Consider the following 19,934-nt stretch of genomic DNA (forward strand, 5'->3'; position numbering starts at 1 on the left):
CACGTCCATCATGCCGCTGGTCCCGGCCCGCGCTCGCCGCCACGCCGCCCGCCGTCCGCGCCGCGGCCGGGATCCGCGGAGCGACCGGGGCCGCCGACCCCACCGACCCCACCGGCTGCACCGTCGTCACCGGCACCACGCCGGGGACCACCCGGCTCACCGGCAGCCGTCCCGGTGCCGCCCGGCTCCGGACCGGCCGACGCCGGCCCGGTCACCACACCGGGAACGGTGCCGGGTGTGTGCGGCCGGACCGCGCCGCCCGGGCCCTGCACCGTGTCGTGGGTCGCGTCCGGTGTCGCCTCCACGATCGCCTGTGCCAGCCCGGTGACCGCGTCCTGCCAGGTGTACCCGGCCAGGACGGTCTGCAGTCGGCCCGCCTCGACGCGCCGCTGGACGTAGTCGCGGCGCAGCTCGGCGACCGCGTCGGCCCACACCGCGGCCCGCGCCGACCGGTTGCCCGCGAGCCCGGCGTCCGGCACGACCGCCGCCGTGCCGGCGGTGCCCGGAATCCGGCCGGCATCGGCCAGGAACTGCCCGAACCCGCTCTCGGCGGTGACGAGCACCGGCAGGCCGTGCGCTGCCGCTTCGGCGCCGGACAGCCCGTACCCCTCGACCTTCGACGGCATGACGGCCACGTGTGCCCACCGCATGTCCTGCAGCAGCTCGCCGCGGTCGGTGGTGTAGGGCAGCAGTTCCACGACGCCCGGGCTGCCGACGGCGGCCTCCGCCTCGGCCAGCAGGACCGCCAGCTCGTCCGGCTGCACACCGCGGACCCGCACCTGCACGGCGATCCCCCGGCGATCGAGCTCGGCGGCGGTGGCGATCAGGTCGGTGTAGCCCTTGACCGGGTCCGATGCCCGCCCGGTGAAGAGCAGGTGCATCCGCTCGCCCGGCGGCGGCCCGCTCACGTCGCCGAGCAGCTCGATACCGGGGATGAGCTCGTGGAAGCTCGGCGGCCGGATCGCGCCCTCGGCCAGGTGGCGGGCCTCGGCGGTCAGCAGCGGGCCGACACCGACGACGAGGTCGCTGTTGCGCACGACGACAGCCTCGCGGCGGGCGTACTCGGCGCCGAGCTCGGCCCGGCCCTGGATCTGCGCGTACCGCTCGATCGGCATGTGCAGCACGTCGACGAGTGCGGCCGACGGGTACCACCGGTTGCGGATCTGCATGGCGGCGGTGCTCGAGAAGCGGGAGTGCCCGACGACCACGTCGTAGGCGTCGCTGTTCGCCGGTGGCAGGCCCTCGACGGCGTCGGGCTGTTCGCGGCGGCTCAGCTCGTACAGCTGCTCACGCGGGGTCATGCCCTCCTTCGGCGGGACGGAGCGGATCACCGCGGCACCGTGCGGTTCGGTCTCGCCGACAGTGAGCAGGGTGACCTCGGCGCCGGGGTGCGCGGCCAGCGCCCTGGTGATCTCGCCACTGGCGACCGGCAGGCCGCCGAGCCCGGCGCCGCGGCCGCTGGCGTGTGCGACGACGAGGACCCGCAGCCGGCCCACGGCGGTCTCACCGGCGGGCACCGGGTCAGCACCGGCCCACACCTGCCGCACCGGGTCCCACACGCCGGTCGCCTCGCGGGTGCGGTTGAGCAGCGGGTCGAGGAACGCCTTCGCGACCGGCAGGGCCTCGGCGACGGTCCGCAGCGGCAGGCCCGGCGTGCCGGACGCGTACTCCGCGTAGCCGGTGTGCCACTCCGGGTTCGGGATGTAGAACTTGGCCGGCACCCGCAGCGGCTCGCCCTGCTCGATCCGCCACGTGAACTCCTCGAGCAGCATCCGCTGCACCGCGGCCGCGTCCCACGGGCGGTTCACGACCAGCATCATCGTGTCGACGAGGTCCTGCACCCGGTACGGCAGGTCCCCCGTCTGGCACGACCACGTCCCCTCCGTGCGGGGCAGGCAGTCGCCGCACTTGGTCTGCGCGGTCTTGACGCCCTGGGTGAACATGCCGGACACCTTGTGGGCGAGGGTGTCGGTGAGCGAGATGAGCCGCAGCTGCGGGCTCTCCCCCGGCACGCCGGTGCGCATGATGTGCTCGGGGAAGTCGACGAGCTCCGGCTGTGCCCACATCGGCCGGCTGCGCGGCGGGGCCAGGTCGACGCTGACCTCGGCGACGAACCGGCCGTTGAGGTAGGCGTCGTGCTTGAGCCGGGCACCCATGCCGTGCTGCAGCGGCGCCTCGTAGGTCTGCGTGAAGGTCAGGTGGTCGCCGAGGCTGCGCTGCAGGGCCTCGGTGTACTGGCGCACCATCTCGGCACGGGACGCGCCGGTGTGACCGACGAGGTCGATGTCGCTGGTGACCCGGGCATCCGGCCAGCGGGCCAGCAGCGTCTGCCCGCCCTTGATCATCCAGTGCTCGGGGTGGGCGGTGAACACCCGGGCCATCACCCGTTGCAGGACGAACTGGCGCAGCTCCTGTTCAACCGCCGTGCCGCGCCGTTCGGCGACCTCGGCGGCCCGGTCGGTGAGCTCGTGCCAGAACAGTTCGGCCGGGGAGATGCGGTCCGGGCCGAACACGGCACTGATCAGCTCCGCGCCGTTGGGCTCGGGGTGCAGGTACCGCGCGGCAAGCCCAGCGTCGAGGTCGGAGCCGTCGGTCAGCCAGCGGGCCCGCGGCGCCAGCTCGGCGTTGTCGGCGGCGGCGAGCCGCTCCAGGCCGAGCAGGAAGTCGCGCTGCCGCTCATGGGCGGGCCGCTCGCGGTCGATGGTGACCTTGGCGAGGGCGGCCTCCTGGTCGGCGGCGGTGGCGTTGTCGGCGAGGCCCTCATAAGCCGCCCGGCGCTGGGCCTCACGGCTCGGCTGCATCGCGTGCTCGGTCTCGTGCACGATGCTCGCCGCCGCCTCCACGAACGGCGTGCCCGGCCGCAGGAACACCGCACCGGCCCGTTCGCTGTAGCCGGCGTAGCGGTGCACGCCCGGCGCGACCTGCTCCAGCATCGCGGCCGCGACCCGCCTGCCCCGTTCGCCGAGCACCGCGGCGGCGTGCTCGCCGTCCATCGGCACCGCCCGGGACAGCTCCTCGGCGTAGCGGGCGGCGAAGTGCGGGTCGAGGACCTGCTCCGCGAGCACGACGGCGACGGCCTGGTCGAGCACGTGGAACCGGTGCGTGTCCGGGTCGACGCCGAACACCCGCCGGGCCAGCCCGGCCGGGTCGAGCGGGTCGGCGAGCTCGTCGCCGAAGGCGCGGATCCGGTCGCTGAGGTCCCGCAGGGCCTCCTTCAGCGGCGAGAGGTCGCCGCCGTGCCGGGCGGCGGCGGCCAGGTCCTCGACGTTGTCGGCGGCGGCGCGGATGACCTGCAGGTCACCCAGGCGCGGGTCGCTGCGCGGCAGGCCAACCGCGACGGCGTCGACCGAGGTGCGCACGTCGCCGGGGATCTGCGCGGCGGTCGGCCGGGACGGATCGGCGGGGCGCGGCGCCCAGCCGCTGAGCTCCGAGTCGATCCCGCGCAGCTCGGCGGCGGGGTCGGTGAGCGCGGCCCGGATCGCGTCGCTGAACGTGCGGTGCCCGTCCGGGTGGCGGGACCACTGCTGGAACTCCTCCCGCAGGTCCAGGCCGTGCCGGTGGGCCTGCTCGACGAGCGCCGGGTCGACGCTCGCCCGGACGGTCGCGAAACCGGTGTCGGGGAAGTCGGTCTGCAGCGTGCCGTCGGGGGCGGCCCGGTAGCGGCGGACGGTCCCGTCGGCCTCGGTGACGTCCAGCAGCACGTCCGCGCGGCGGACCTGGGCCAGCTGCAGCGCCGCGGTGATCGGGTCGGCGGCGTCGGGGTGCCGCGACGCGGTCGTGGAGAGCTTGATGAGCGCCGTCTCGGTGCTGCCGCGCGGGTCGAACCGCCACTGCGGGCCCGTCCCGGCGCCGGCTTCCTGCCCGGCGCGGATGGCGTCCAGCTCGTGCTGGAAGAGGGTGAGCACCGCCCGGCCGGTGGCGGCGTCCGGCATCTGCACGGACACCTCGATCGTCTCCCGCCCGCCGGGCTCGACGGTCTTGGCGACGAACGTCAGGTGGTAGTCGACGCGGGTGGTGACGGTGCGGGCGGAGCTCTCCTGGAAGTCGCTGGTCTCCATGCGGGCACCGGACGGCGCGGACGTCTGCTCGGCGGCCGCGGCGCCGCCGGTGAAGCGTTCGCTCAGCCCGCCGAGGCTCGCCTGGTCCTCGGCGAGGGTCCGGCCGGTCAGGGCGAGCCGGGCCCGTTCGTCGCCGATGCCGACGGTGCGCTGCGACCGGTTGACCCGGCGGATCTCGGCGACCTCGATCTCGGAGGTGACCCGCAGCTGGGACTGCTCGGCCCGGACCCACACCTGGACCATCCGGTTCTCCCGGGCCGGGTCGCTGAGCGTGATCGACGGGTGCCCGCCGGGGCCGGCGACGCGTTCCAGGGCCGGGGTGCGCGCCAGCGCGGACAGCTGCCTGCGCAGGTCGGCGTCGCGGGCGGCGAGCCCGGCGCGGCCCAGCAGGTCCTTGCCGGCGAGCCGGTCGCTGATCACCTCGTGCAGGCGGCCGATGTCGGCGGTCTCGACGACGGAGCGGTCCGGCATCGGCAGCTGCCGCGGGTCGGCCGGGCCGTCCACGACCGCCGACGAGCGGGGCACCAGCTGGTCCCTGGTGGCCAGCTGCACCAGCGAGCCGCTGACGACGCCGTAGGAGCTGTCCGGCGCGCCGTGCCGAGTGACCAGGTCGGCCATCCGCCGCGGCAGCTGCTTCAGCGGGTGCGGCACCGACCGGGACACCTCGATGTGGATCTCGATCGGCCGGCGCATCCGCACGACCCCGTCGGCGATCATGAGGCCCTGCACGACGGTGCGCTGCCCGCCGACGGTGCCGAACCTGGTGTAGCCGCGGTTGGTGCCGCCACTGGCCTCCGGTGTGTCCAGGGCGGTGCCGTGCCCACTGCCGCCGGTGCCGTACCCGTACCCGCTCACCCATGTCTGCTCATGCTGGGCGTACGCGTAGTCCTGCAGGATCGGCAACACGTCCGGCCTGGTGCCGATGGGCGTGCCGGCGCCGAGCGTGGCGGTGATCCGGACGGTGACGTGCTCGACCCACAGCCGGCCGGACGGCACCGGGAACGAGGCCGTGAACCCCTCCGGGGACAGCATGCTGTCGAGCTGCCCCGTCCAGCGCTTGCCGGCGAGGCTGCCGGACAGCCCCTGCCACAGGCCGGGCAGCCGCCCGGCAGCGCCCGGCACGACCTGCTCGACCCGGGCCAGGACTTCCTGGAACAGCTCGACCGGGCGGCCGTCGCGGGCCGACAGGCGGATCGCGGGCTCCAGGACGCTGTGGCCGAGGGCCTGACCGAGGTGGTCGGCGAGGCGCCGCGCACCCTCCGCCGGCGGCACCGCCGGCAGTCCCTGCTCCTGGCGGATGATCGCGCTGATGCGGGCCGCCGGGTCCGTGACCGTCCTCGGCACCGACGCGTCCGGGAACTGCTCGCCAAGCTTCCAGGCGATGCCGGTCGCCAGGTCCGGCGGCGTGCCGTACCGGTCGAGGAGCCCGGCGACGACCTTGCGGTCCAGCGTCAGGTGCCCAGTGCTGTAGCGGTGCAGTGCGTCGGCGATCATGTCGGCCGGGACGGGGTGCTCACCGGCCACGTGGAGCTCCAGCGCGACGCGTTCCGGGATGGCGTAGACGACGTCGCGGGCCGGGAGGCTCTCGTGCGCGGTCCGGGTGCCGCCGAGGACCTTCGGGTGGTGCTCGACGCCAGTGATCTCCAGGTCGACGGGCATGCGGTAGATGTACTGCTTCTCGTTGCCGCTGGTGTGGATCCGCAGCCGCTCACGACCGTAGATGCGGGTCGAGGTGTGCGACTCGGCGTCGAACCAGCTGCGCGAGCCGCGCAGGCCGACGGCGGCGTCGCCGACGGGTTCGCCGGCCACGTCGGTGTCGGCGCCGAGGTCGAGCCCGCCGCGCAGCGAGCCGCCCGCGTCGCCACCGACCTGCCGGCCGAACGTGACCGCGTCGGCGCCCATCGTGAAGTTGATGTCGCCGACGACGAGGTCAGTCTCGCCGACGAACTGCGACGCGCCGGCCCGCCCCCGGATGGTCAGGCCGGCCCGCAGCGGGGTCACGCCGCGCGGGTCGACGGCGAGGTCGGTGCGGTGGCCGGTGAGCAGCCACTCCGGGTTGGCCACCAGGCTGCGCACGTTGGCGAACGACGTCAGGTGGGCGTGTGCGGCCGACTCCGGCCGGGCGCCGTCGGGCAGCACCCGGGTGACGGCGTCCCACACCCCGGCGGCGTCGAGGTGCAGCACGGTCGCCCAGCTCAGCGCCGCCGGCGATGTCGGGGGTCCGGTCCGTGGCGCGGGCGGCAGGACCGGCGCACCGGCGCGGGGCAGCAGGTCGGCGGGGAACAGCACCCGCGCCGAGCCGTCCCGCGACGCGACGAAGCTCTCCCCGCCGTGGGCGTCGACCCGTACGACCTCGAGGACGTGCGGCACGGTGAAGATCGCGGTCCGGCCGCCCTCGACGAGGGTCACCTGGTTGACGGTGTTGCCGGTGCGCCAGCCGGCGCTGCCGGTCACGGTGCGGGCCCCGCCGAGACCTGCCCCGCCGGGGACGACCGCACCGTCGCCGGGGGTCAGGTCGGCGACGCCTTCGCCGCGGACCGCTAGCGTCGAGGTCCGCCCGCCGGTGCGCGCGAACGTCGACGAGCCGATGTCGAGGTTGACGACGGTCTCTGCGATGGTGTGCCCGACCAGCTCGGCGCGGTCCCAGTCCTGTTTGATCCGCAGCCGCAGCGTGACGTGGTCCGGTGCGAGACCGGGCCGCTGCCGGACCAGGTTGACCAGGATGCCGTCCTGCGCTGCCTGGTCGTAGGCGGCCTCCAGCCGGGCGGCGGAGATCTCGGTCAAGGCCCGCAGGTTCGCCTGCTCCGCGGCCCGGCGCAGCGGCTCGCCGGACAGCCGCGGGTTGCCCTCGGCGTCAGGTCTCGGCAGCAGGTTGTCCTGTGCAAGCTTCGCGGCGACATCGAGGCGCAGCGCGTCGGCCCCGGTCAGGCGCTGCACGAGGGCGGGCCCGGCGCCGTCGATGCCGCGTGCGCCGATCCAGTCCGGGAGACGCTCCGCCCTGTCCGGCGGCGCGCCGGTCACCGGGTCGTCGCGCAGGACGACGCTGCCGTCGGGCCGGTGCACGACAGCAGCCTTGTCGACGGGCAGGCCGTAGCGGTACGCCTCCGGCTCCGGCATCCGGAACAGCCCGGTGCTCTCCACCGAGCGGGTCAGCATGTCGGGCCGCGACGGTTCCCACCCGGACGGCTCGACCGTGACGTCGTGCACGACGCTCAGCCGGTAGCCCTGGGTGTGCCCGGAGTAGCGCTGCACGCTCGGGTGGATGGCGGTGCCGCCGACGCTGATCCCGCCGCGCGCGCTCGACCCGGGCGATACGGTGCCCTGCAGCCCGGCGGTGCCGAACGGCAGCTCGCCGGCGTCGGTGCGCGGCCCGGCGGTGATGTCCGCCTGCCGGGAGCCGCCGATGGTCACCGACCCCGAGGCGCCGGAGAACGCGATGCGCAGCCGCTCCTGGTGGTACCTGTCGCTCGCGGTGCCGACGAGCTCGGCCGAGCCGGGCACGACCCGGGTGTGCACGGTGACGGTGGCGACGACCCGGCCGCCGTCGATGATCGGCCGCTGCACCCCGGCCGGGTCGTTGATCGCGTCGGCGAGCAGTCCCGGCAGCTCCTCGACGACGAAGGTGCGGACCTGCTGGCGGATCGGCCCGCCGACGTGGCGGTACTGCTCCGGCAGCATGCCGACGACGGTGTCGTTGAGCCGTTCCAGGCCGGTGAGCCCGGTGACGACATGCTCCGGGAACCGTTCCGCCCGCGGCCGCCCGGCCGGCAGCGTGTCCGTCGCCGTCTGTGGCAGCGCCGGTTCGGTGTAAGGGTGCGGCACCCACAGCCGCAGCTCGGCGGCCGGCCCGGCGGCGCGGTCACCAACGGGGACCGGGTCGGTCCAGACCGCGCCGGGGCTGCCGGGCCGGACCTGGACGGTCCAGTGGCCGTCGACGTCGAACAGCGCCGACTCGCCACGGTTGTCCGCGACGGCGCCGGTGAGGCTGAAGTCGTTGCCGGACCCCTGCACGGAGAACTGCCGGCGCAGCTCGCCGCCGAAGTTCAGGGTGGCGTGCCGGGCGATCTCCTTGACCACGCCGAGCGCGCCGGGGGTGCCGTCGGCGATGGCCGCGTCGAGGGCCGCGGCGACCGGGAACGCCACCGCAGGGCCGGCGTTGCGGTTGAGGGCCGCGCCGAGGGTCCGCCCGGCGGTCGCCTGCGGCATGTGCCCGGTGATCACCTCCGACGAGCGGGTCGGCGGGCGGGGCACCTCGACCGCGTCGCCCGGGTGGAACCGGACGCGGACCTCGGCGGCGCCCATGCCGACCGGGAACACGGCCCCGTCCTCGCCGCCGGCCTGCCGCCACACCGACTGCAGGATCCGGTCGGCCTCGTCGGGTCGCAGGGCGACGTCGACGTCGGCGGCGTCGAGCAGCGCGTTGACGGTGTCGGTCACCGCGTCCAGGTGCGGCATCCGGCCGCCGGGCACGCCCGCCGTCAGGACCTCGTGCAGCGGCTGGGTCGCCGCCACCGCCTGCCGGTAGGTCTCGAACGCGGCCGTGGCGGCGTCGACGTACTCGCGCAGCCGCGCCGGATCGTTACCGCCGAGCTCCAGCCGGAGGAACTCGAACGCGTCGCGGGCGGCGGTCGCGGCGTCGCGGGCCGCCCAGAACCGTTCGGCCGCAGCGTAGTGCCGGGCGGCCTCGTCGGCTGCCTGCCGGGCCTCGACGCCGGCCCGTTCGGCGCGGGCGTCGGAGCTGCGGTCGGTCCGGTCCTGCTCCGCGTCGCGGTCGGCCGCCTTCGCCGTGGCGGTCTCCTCGGCCTTCAGCGCGGCCTCGATCCGGGCGGTGACCCGCTCGTCGAGGGCCTTCGCGGCCCGGTCCAGTGTGCCGGTGAGTTCCGTGACGGTTGTTGCGGTGGGTGTACTTGCAGCGACCCGCACCTGCTCCGCGACCTGCCCTGTGCGCAGCGGCGCGTACGGGTCGGCTCCGTCACCGGTCCGGTCGGCGGCACGGGCCGCCCGCACCGCGTCGCGGGCGTGACCGGCCAGCTCCTGTGCGGCGGGCGGCAGCACGTCGCGGCGCCACGCGTCGGCGGGGTTGTCCGCGACGACCCGCTCCGCGACGGCACGGGCCTGCTCGGCGACGGTGTCCGGCAGGCGGCTCAGGGCTGTCAGGGCACCTTCGGCGCGGGTGCGCCCGCCCCGGCCGTAGACGTCGGTCTCCGCGCCCAGGATCGCCGCGGCCTCGGCCCGCAGCAGCGCGGCGTCGGCGCCGTCGGTGAGCCTGGAGCGCAGCCAGTCGCGCAGTGCCGCGACGTCCCCGGCCGGCAGCTGCCGGACCTGACCGTCGTGACCTGTCAGGTACAGCGACCCGGCGGCCGGGCCCGGCGCGACGCCGGCGGCGAGCGCGGCCGGGTCGGGGCCGACGAGCAGCGGCCACGTCTCGGCGAGGATCGCCTCGCCGAGCTGGCCGTGCAGCGGCCCGGCGACGCCGTCGAGCAGCGGCTCGCCGCGCAGCGCGTCGAGCCGCGCGGCGTCCAATGTGGACAGCCGGTCGAGCAGGGCAGTGCGCCAGACCTCCCGCAGCTCGGCCGGGGCCGCGTCGTGGCCGCGGGTGAGGACCCGGGCGGCGGCGAGGTCGGCATCACCGGCCCAGAGCACGCCGAGCCGGTCGCCGAGGGCGGTGACGACGTGCGCGGCAAGGTCCGCCGCGGCACGCACGCGCAGCGACTCACCGGCCGGCCCGGCGGCCCGGTCGGTGAGTGCCGCGAAGGGCTCGTGCACCGGCAGCGTCACCGTCTCGCCACCGGCGGTGCGGACCTCGATCACGGCGTCGCCGCCGGGGTGCGGACGGGCGTGGTCGACAAGACCCGCCGCCGTCAGCTCGGGCAGCGCCCCGTTGACGGCGGCCTGCACCTCCGCGTGCCGCTGCCGCGCCGCCTCGGCGCGCCACGGCGCACCCGGGTCGGCCACCTCGCGGGCCGCCGCGGCCAGGTCCGCGGGGAGCCGGTCGACGACACGGGCGGCGGACTCGGGGCCGAGGCGGTCCAGCAACTGCCCGATCCGTGTGTCGGCAGAGGCGTCGGCGGCGCGGCCGTGCAGCTCCGTGGTGAGCTCGGAAAGGACGGCCCGTTCCGGACCGGTCAGCGGGGTCCGGCCGAGGAGCCGGTCCTTCAGCGTCGGCCCCGGTTCGGGCGGCGGCGGCGCTCCGCGTTCCACAGTGGACGGTGAGGGTTGCAGGGCGGCAACGTGCTCCCAGCCGGGTTCGCGCAGGTTCAGGTACAGCTGCTGCTGCGCCGGGGAGAGCCTCTCGGCGGGCACGTCGGCGTCGATCATCCGCCACAGCGTCGGGGCGTTCGGCCCGTCGAGCCCGAGGTGCCGCAGGTGCGCCCGCAGGTCGGCGATCAGCGCCGCCCGCTCCGCCGGGCTCTGCTCCGCGACGATCCGCCCGACGCGCTCCTGCACGTCGCCGACGCCGCCGCGGTCGTGGTCGGAGAGCCGGTCGCCGGCGGGTGCGCCCGGGCGGTCGGTCAGCACGTCGGGTCGCGGGTCCGGGCCGGCCGGTCCCCACCATCCGCGGCGGTTCAGCCGGGCGTCGACCTCCCACGTCTCGTGGGTGAACGTGCCGAGCAGGTCGGGGCTGTCGGCGTGCCGGTCCGACAGCACGACGGTCGCGTCCGGCTCACGCGCCGGGGCGCCCTCGGCGACCTCCGTGCGGGCCCGCAGGTCGCCGACGTCACCGGCGGTGACCCGCATCCGCAGCGGCTCGCCCGTCCAGCGGTGCACCTCGACGTCGGCGGCGACGACGGTGCCGTCCGGGCCGGTGTGCACCTGGACCGGGCGGATCTCCCGGATGACGGAGTCGCTCAGCCGGTGCGGCTCGGTCGGTTGGACGCGTTCCCAGAACGACCCGCCGACCCGGGCGGGGTCCGGCTCGGGAAGGCGGTCGGCCTCCGAGCGCGTGCCGTGCACGACGGTCGCGGTCACCGGCCGCTGCGGCGGGCGGTCGCCGGGGGTGTCGGCCCAGTCGATCCGGTCGTGGCCGAGCAGCGGTGTGGCCAGCGCCGCCGGGTCGTGCTGCCCGACGACCCGGGCGCGGACGGTGAACACGTCGACGCCGGTCTGCTCGATGCCGAGGAGCCGCAGCCGGGTCCCGGCGGCCAGCAGCACGCCGGCGTCGGCCGGCCCGTCGGTCAGCTCACCGATCCCGGTCAGCCGGGTCTGTGCCGGTGCCTCGATCGCCAGCCGGATCCGCTCGAACCGCAGCGGTGTGTGCGCCGACGCGGGCAGAAACCCCTTGTGCGTAACGGTCGCGCCGACCATCCCGGCGAGCCCGGTGACGTCGGGCAGGCCGAGGGCGGCCGGCGATACGGCCGCGTGCAGCAGCAGGTCCGCGCCGGCCGGGCGCATCGCCGCCTGGATCCGCAGTGCGTCGGCCCGCTCGTCGCGGCCGCCGATGCGGCCGTCGTGATCGATGTAGGTGTCGACGTTGTGCCCGGCCGCGGTGGGGTACCGCTCCAGCGCCGCCCGGATCGGCTCGGGCAGGCCGGCGGCGGGTCGCTGTGCCTGCTCCAGCGGGCCGAACCTGGCACTGTCGGCCGGTTCGCGCCACGGCACCTGCGTCGTCACGTCCAGCGCGGTGCGGGCCTCGTGGTAAGCGCGCCCCAGCGGTGTCTCCAGCCATGCGTCGACCTGCGAGCTGTAGTGCCCGCGGCCGGGTGCGCCCGCCGTGGCGTCGAGGCCGTCGACGACGCGGGCGGCCTCGGGCACGGTCAGCCCGGACACCCCCGACGGGGACGACCTGCCGATCCGGGTGCTCTCCTCGCGCAGCATGTCGTAGAGCTGCTCCGGCGACCGGGCAGCAGCCAGCAGCGCCGGGCCGTCCGCCTGCAGCCGCGCCGCGACCAGCGGGTCGATGACGGCCGGGTACCGCGCGAGGACCTCGGCCCGCATCGCCTTCAGCGGGGTGCCCTCGGCGCCGAGGGCGGCTGCGGCACGGTCGATCTGACCCTCGCCGACGGCCCGCACGGCGGTGACGGCAGCCGTGGCCCGCTCCGGCGGCATCCGGCCGTCGAGCAGCTCACCGACCAGCTGCCGAAGGTCCGGCAGGAGCGGCTCGACCCGGGCCGGCGCCGCCGATCCGCCGGTGTCGCGGGTGGGCAGCGGCGGCCCGGCCGTCTCGGCCATCCCGAGCTCGATCCGGGCGCGCAGCAGGTCCGCGCCGAGCCAGGCGAGCTGGTCGTCGCCGGTGAACACCTGCCGGTCGGAGGCGAACGACAGCGCGTCCTCACCGGCCGGGCGTTTCGACGACAGCAGGTTGTGCACGTTGGACACGTCGACGTCGAACGTGACGCCGCGGGTCGTCGTCACCCGCAGCACCGCACCGGGAACGCCGAGCTCGTCCTGCCGGGCGACGGGGCTCGTGGTGACGCGGTCGACCCGCGCGACGCCGGGGATCTCACCGGGCCTGGCGATCTCGCCGACGGCCGCCGTGAACGCCTGCTCACCGCGCAGCCGGCTGTAGCGACTGCTGTCGCTGGCACCGGACTCGACGTCGAACATGCTGACGTCGGCACCGCCCTCGCGGGCCTTCTCCGCCAGCATCCAGGCGTGGTCGACGGTCGGGACGTAGTGCCCGCTGCGGCCGCTCACCGACACCTGGCGGCCGTTGACGGCGACGAACTCACCGGCCGACAGGGTGTCGCCACCGGCGAGGAACGACGCGTGCTTCGCGTTGAGCCGGCCCATCTGCGACTCGTGCAGCGCGTAGGTCCGCAGCGTGCCGGGCTCGACGACGAAGTGGTACAGCCCGTCCAGCGGGACCCCTTCGGCGTCGTACCACAGCCCGTCACGCAGGTGGATCTCCATCGACGCGCGGGTCTGTGCGTCGAAGTACGGCACGCCGTCACGGGCGTCCTGGAGGCGGATCTCCTCCTCCAGCCGCATCGTCGGCAGCGAGTCGTGCGTGCGCGGACCGGTGACCTCGACCCGCGGCACCGGCACCGGGTTGCCGGCCGCGTCGGTGAACAACGCGGTGTCGACAGGCTCGCGGACGTGTTCGAGCCGCCGGGCCAGTTGCAGCTCGATGCCGTCGGGCGCGCGCAGCTCGATCCGCGGCGGCCGGCCGTCGGTCCAGTAGGCGGGGTCGGCGGCGGCCTGCAGCAGCCCCCGGACGTGGCCGGTGAGCGCGTCGCCGGCGTGCGAGTCGAACCGGCCGGCGCGCGCCACGACCTCCGGCGGCGGGGTGCTGACCCAGGTCCGGCCGCCGTCGGCCGCCTCGAGGAGAGCCCCGGTCAGCTCCGGGGAGCGCGGAAGGTCGGGCAGGCTTGCCAGCTCCGGGCCGGGCCGCGTGCCGGGCACGAACGCGGGCGGCTCCAGATGCTGGGTGCCATAGGTGCGCCGGACCCCTTCGATGGTCTCGGTGATGCCGGGCAGGGCGTCCTCGGCGAGGTTGTACTGCACATGTGCGCCGGACTGCCCCGGCCGCTTGAACATCTGCCGGTCCAGCTCGAGCATCTCCCGGGCGATGACGCCGCGCTGCCCCGGCGGGGCCTGCTCGAGGGCCTCCGACAGCACCTTCAGCTGGGCGAGCAGCTGCCTGTCGTCACCGTTGAGCTTGAACGCCCGGCCCTCCGGCCGCAGCGCGCCGGCCTGCTCGCTGTCCTGGCCCAGGAGCCGGTTGACGAACCCGCTGACCTTGCTGCGGGTGCCGGCGACGTCGACGGCGTGCGCCTCGATGGCGCGTGCGGTGAACCTGTCGAGCCGGGCCGCGTCGTGCCACACCGACTCCGGCACGACGACCTCGACGGCCGGCTTCCCCACCACGGTCGCGGCCGTGCGCACCGGCGTTGAAGGCTCGGCCGCCGGCAGCTCACCGGCGCGCGGCACGGGTTCGGCGGCGGTCCGGAAGACGATCGGCCGGCCCTTCTCCGGCTGGACCACGACGTGGTCGGCACCGGCCGACACGCTCCACCGGGCGTCCGCGGGCAGGCCCCGCCGCACCGAGTCGGCGATCGCCGGGACCTGCTCCGGGCCACGGGCGCCGCCGGCGAGCCGGTCGACCGGCGCGGCACGGTCGAGCCCGTCCGCCACGGACGTGTCGAGCCACTCGGTGAGCGCCGTGCGCAGCTGCTCCGGGTGCAGCCGGCCGGCGAGCGACTGGGCGACCCCTGACAGGTCGGCGACGACCGGTGCCCGGCCGGGGACCGTGACCCGCACCTGACCGTCCGGCAGGGCCTCGACCCGCGAGCCGGGGACCGCCGCGTCGACGCGGGCGGCGTAGAGGTCCACCACGTCCTCGACGGCCTGCCGAGCCGCGCCGTCGAGCCGCACCGGATCCACCCGCGGCTGCGCCACCTTGAACGACAGGTCGATCCCGGCCCGGCCCAGCACGTCGGTGACCTGGTGCAGGTACTCGGGTGCGATCCGCTCGCCGGAGAGGAACTGGACCACACCGTCGACGACGGCGATCTTGCCGTAGCCGGCGAGCGGCATCCCCAGGCTGCCGGGGGAACGGTCCGGCCCGACCACCAGGAACGTGCCGTCGGTGCCCATGCCCCACAACGCGACGCCGTCCGGGGCGAGCGCACGGGTGTCGAGGCGGCGCCCGTCACCGTCGAACAGCACCGACCGGCCCGGCACCACAGGGTCCGGCCCTGCCGTCACCCTGGCGCGGGCCTGTTCGGCGGCGCTGAGTGGTACATCCCGATATCCCGATGCAACGTCCGGCCAGGCGTGCAACGGCCGGGACCCGCCGTCCGCCGGGCCGCGTTCGAGCTCCGCGCCCTCACCGAACGCGTCGCGGGCCAGCTGCTTGCCGTTGGGCAGGGCGCGGACGTACTCGTTGATGATGTGCTGCCGGACCCGGCTGTCGGACTCCAGCAGCCACTGGTAGTCGCGCGGCACCGCGGCGTCGTGCCCGTCGCGGGCCAGCTGCGCCGCCGTCCGGCTGCCGGCCATCCCCTCCAGGAACTGGCGCTGCTGCTGGAACGCCGCGTATTCGCGCTCGAACAGCCGCTGGGCGATCGCGACGTCCTGCGCGTACGGGTCCGCGATCTCCTGGCGGAAGGCCGCCACCTCCCGGGACCAGCTGGGCTGCCGCGCATGCGTCGTCTCGTGCACCGCCGTCGACGCGACCTCCATCAGCGACCTGTCCGGCCGGATGAGCAGCCGCTCGAGCCTGCCGTCGTAGAGGCCCTTGACGTTGCCCTGGATGTGGTGCTCGATGTTGCGGTACTCCCGCGCGGACAGCAGCTCCCTCGCGTGCACCTCGTGCAGCGGCACCGCCCGGTCGAGCTGCCCGATGACGGCGTCGGCGACGTCGCGGGGCATGACCCGCTCGACGGCCGCGCCGATGATCGCCCGGTCCATCGGGTGGAACCGGTGGGTGACCGGGTCGATCGCCGTCTGCCGGTTGACCATCTCCACCGCGTCGAGCGGGTCGACGCCGTGCAGGTCGCGCCACGCCTCGTCGACCTTGGGACGGCGCTGGTGCTGGTCGTGCTCGACGATCGTGTGCCGGTCGCCGTACTCGCGGACCTGCCGGCTCAGCTCCCGCACCCCGTCACGGACCGGGGCCAGGTCGCCGGTCGCCCGCGCCTCCCGCAGCAGCGCGTCGAGCCGGTCCGCCTGTGCCCGGACCGCGTCCAGCGCCTCGAGCCGCTCGGTGAGCCGCGGCGACGGCTCGAACGTCCGCTCCAGCCGCGCCTTGGCCTGGTCGACGAGCTCCCGGACGTTGTCGGTGAGCTGCTCGCCGTTGCGGTACCGCGTTCCGTAGTGCTCGCTGACCCGCGGCGGCCGGTCGGCGCGCTCGAGCTCGACGGCGGCCTCCGCCTCCTCCCGCAGCCGCTGCAGGGCGGCGTCGATCTCCGCCTTCGACTTCGGGGTGCCGCCGTCGGTCAGGTGGTCCTGGATCTGCCGGGCCAGCTCCGGCGGGGTCGACCTGTCGGCGAGCCGGGCACCCACCCACTCCGGGGTGATCTCCCGCGGCGGCGGCGACCCGGCCGGGGTGGTGTCCCGGACCCGCACCTGCTCAGCACCGACGACGGGCACCGGCTCGGACGGCTTCACCGGCACCGGGTCGGCGGTCCGCGCCGGCGTCTCCACCGGGTTGTCCGGCACCCTGACAGGGCCGTCCGGCGTGGCCTTCGACGGCGGTATCAGGTCGTGCACCGAGTCGTGCAGCGCCCGCCACGCCGCCGGCAGCTGGTGCAGCCCGGACGCGGGCACCGCGACCACTGCCGGTCCGGTCTGCACCCAGCGTTCGCCCACCCAGACCATCTCGGGCCGCACGATCGCCGGGTGCCCGCCCGCCAGGATCGAGTTGACCTGCGGGGTGAACCACACCGAGTGCCCGTCCGGGAAGTGCGCCACCAGCCCGTGCTTCTCGAGCGTGATGCGCACCGGCGAGTCCGGCTGTGCGTTGCCGAGGATGTCGTCGATGTACCGGTTGAACGCGTCGCGCGTCCCCTCGGGCGTCGAGAGCCCGTCGCGCGGCGGCACCCCTTCGACCTCGACCGGCATGATCCGCGGCGGGACCCGCGTGCCCGGCGCCGGCGGGCGGCCCGTGATCGGGTCCGGCCCCTGATCGGGCAGGCCGTCTGGCAGAGCGGGTGCACCCCGGCCCGGCGGCACGGAGGTGTCCGTGGCGTCGCGCAGCTGCTCCGGCAGTGCACCACCGGTGCGGGGCTGCGGGCCGCGCGCGGTCTCCACGGGCACGGCCGTGCCGTCCGGCGGGCTCTTCAGCCACGAGTCGACGACGTTGAGCGCCTGCCGCAGGCCGATCGCGACCTCCGCCGGGCGGGTCGCCGGATTGCCGGCCCCGACCCGTTCGTCGACGACGACCCGCACCGGACCGGCGGGGCGGCCCGGTCCCCCGTCGTCGAACCGCAGCTCGGGGAACTCCACCCGGATCCGTGCGCCGCCGGGGTTGCGGCCGAGCTCGATGCGTACCTCGGCGAGGCCACCGTCGCGGAACCACACACCGTGCAGCCCTTCGCCGAGCGCCGCCACCCGGACGGCCTGCCACGGCGTGGCGAGGTTCGGCCCGCGGCCAGCGGCACCGGCCGGCGCGGGCACCCGGTCGACGGCCCGGTCGATGGCACCGCGCAGCCCGGCGGCGTCACCTGCCACGTCGGCGCCGAACGACCGGCCGAGCGTCAGGTTGCGCGGCTCGGCCCGGGTGACCTGCCCTGTCGCGGCCGGTTCGGGATAGCCGTCGCGCAGCCGCTGGAACTCCACCGGGATCTCGGCGGGGCCACGACCGGCGGCGGGCGGTTCGGTGGTGACCGGGTCGGCCGCCGGATCCCGTGCGGGATTGACGGCCGTGTTCTGTGCCGGGTCGGTCCTGGGTCCGGTGGTGCGGTCCGTGCCGGCGGGGCCACGGTCGACCGGTCCTGCGTCACCGGGGCGGTCGAGCAGCGGCGGCAGGTCACCGCCGTCGGCGGGGCGGCCGTTCCTGCCCGCTGCGGTGCCGTCCTCGGGCCTGGTGACTTCACCGGCCCTTCCGTTCTCCCCGGGCCTGCCGTTCTCCCCCGGCCTTGTTGTCTCGCCGGGCCTCGTGGTCTCGCCGAGTCTGGTGGTCTCGCCGGGCTTTGTGGTTTCGCTTGGCCGTGCGGACTCACCGGGTTTGATCGTCTCGGCAGGAATGCCGTTTTCGCCGGGCCTGATGACTTCGCCGGGTCTGATGGACTCGCCGGGGCGGACGGTCTCGCCAAGTCTGACGGTCTCGCCGGGTCTGATGGACTCGCCCGGTCTGATGGTTTCGCCGGGGCGGGCCGCGCCGCCGTCCACCGGGGTTTCCGGGCCGCGGACGAGTGTGCCGCCGTCGGCGGACCGCAACGCCTCCGGGCCGCGCACCACCCCGCCGCGGTCGGCCGGGACCTCGGGGCCGCGCGGCGGGCCGCCGTCGACAAGGGCGTCCGGGCCGCGGACGACCCCGCCGCCGTCGACCACGGTCTGCGGGCCGCGCACCACCGGGCCGCCGTCGACCGGCGTCTCCGGGCCGCGCAGGACACCCCTGTCGACCTGCGGCCCGCGGATGGCCGGCCCGGCGGGCTGGTGCGGGCCGCCGGGAGGGCCACCACCGTCCGGGCCGCCCGGGGGTGGCGGTGACCCGGCACCGACCGACGAGCCGGGCGCGATCTGCGGCTGGTCCGGCACGACGATCGGGTCGAGGATGTGCCGGTGGACCTGGACCTTGCCGTTGGGGTCGATCACGCCGTACTCGCGCAGCTGCCCACCCTCGGGGATGGTGCCGCCCTCGGTGCGGAAGAACGCGGCACCGCGGCCCGGCGCGTGCCACTGCTCGACGCCGTTGAGGTTGGCGATCCTCGCGGGGACGTTGACGCCCTGCGGGGTGTCGAACCTGGTGACGAAGCCGGGCCCGCGCTCCGCCGGCATGATGTGCACCGACTGGCCGATCTTGATCGGCATGTGGGCCGGATTTGCGGTGAAGTGGCTGGCGGCGCCGAAGACACCACCGACGAACGCGCCGTGCAGGAAGCCGTCCTTGATGCTCTCACCGGTCGCGGCGTTGAAGAGGCCGCCTGCCATACCACCGCCGATGGCGTGGCCGAGCGGGCTGCCCCACATGCCTGCGCCGAACAGGGCACCCTGCGCCGCGTACACCTTGACCTGATCCAGGTCGAGCAGACCCGGGTCGAGGTTGCGCTTGTCGATGATGTGCAGCTGACCGATGAGGTTGCCGCCGCCCATGAACAGCCCGCCCATGGCGATGCGGGTGCCGAGATACTTCGCCAGCTCCATGCGGAACGACACGTTGGCCGTCTGCGCCGCCGCCTGCTGCATGAGGACGCTGCGGGCTGCCTGCTGACCTGCCGCGTCGACGCCGAGGCGGCCGAGTGCCCCTTCCATGGCGCGGCCGCCGACCCGCGAGCCGAACTGCCGGGCCAGCTGCTGCTCCAGGGCCCTGGCGTAGGCGGCGCGGGTGGCCCGGCCGGCGGCCATCGTCGCAGCGCGGGAGCCGACCGACCGGCCGATCCCGGCGGCGACGCTGCGGCCGATGGTGTTGCGGACGAGCCCGTTGGTGAGCGTCGAGCGCAGCCACTGGTTGGCCATGCGGTCCGCGACGTGCCGGGCGATGACGTTCTTGGGCAGCAGCCCCCGCATGATGCCGGTGCCGAGGTTGCGGGCGAAGTTGGGCAGCGTGGTGCGCGCGAACGTCGTCCCCGCGGTGCGCAGCGCCGGCAGCGTCGAGCGGGCGAGGACCGGCAGGGCGCCGCGGCCCAGCGCCGGCAGGGCGGCGCGGGTCAGCGCGGGGGTGGTCGTGCGCACCAGCGTCGGCGCGACACGTGCCAGGAACGGGGTCAGGCTCCTCAGCGCCACCCGGAGCGTCATCTGACCGATCGCCGTGAGGGTCTTCGTGGTGGCAATGCCGATGAGCCTGCCGGTGGTGAGGAACGCCGGGACCACACCGCTGAGCGAGGCACCGCCGGAGAAGAACGCGGCGATGATGAGCTGCACGAGCAGGGCGCCGAGCATGATGAGGTTCAGCGCGACCATGAACTCCTGCAGCTCGATCTGGAAGCCGAAGCCGTCCAGACTCTGCGACAGGGAGCTGAGCCCCTCCAGGGTGGCGCCGACAGCCCGCAGGTAGTTCAGCCACTGTTCGGTCCACTCGACCGCGCCCTGGCTGGCCCAGTTCTCCATCAGCGCGTCGGCGACGTGGGAGACCTCTTCGTAGAGGTCGGCGAGCTCGTTGGCGGCGTCGGCGTAATGCCTCGCCAGCGCGTAGATGTTCTCCTTGTCGGCTTCGGGGACCCTGCCGATGACGAGGTCGCGGGCGAAGTTGCCGGCACCCGGGATGTGCTCCTCGAGCTCGACGAACCATCCGATGATGGTGTCGATGACGTTCTCCACCGTCACCCCCGCCGG

Annotated in this window: 1 protein-coding gene; it reads right to left on the reverse strand. The window is 75.3% G+C overall.

Features of this window, described 5'->3' with window-relative positions; all coding sequences use genetic code 11:
* Positions 1-8 precede the first annotated feature (8 nt).
* Positions 9-19,925, reverse strand: coding sequence for a glycosyltransferase (locus tag Dfulv_RS35665; protein ID WP_259858230.1), 19,917 nt, complete (start codon positions 19,923-19,925; stop codon positions 9-11).
* Positions 19,926-19,934: the final 9 nt, after the last annotated feature.

Source organism: Dactylosporangium fulvum (assembly GCF_025137375.1).
GTDB classification, from domain to species: Bacteria; Actinomycetota; Actinomycetes; order Mycobacteriales; family Micromonosporaceae; genus Dactylosporangium; species Dactylosporangium fulvum.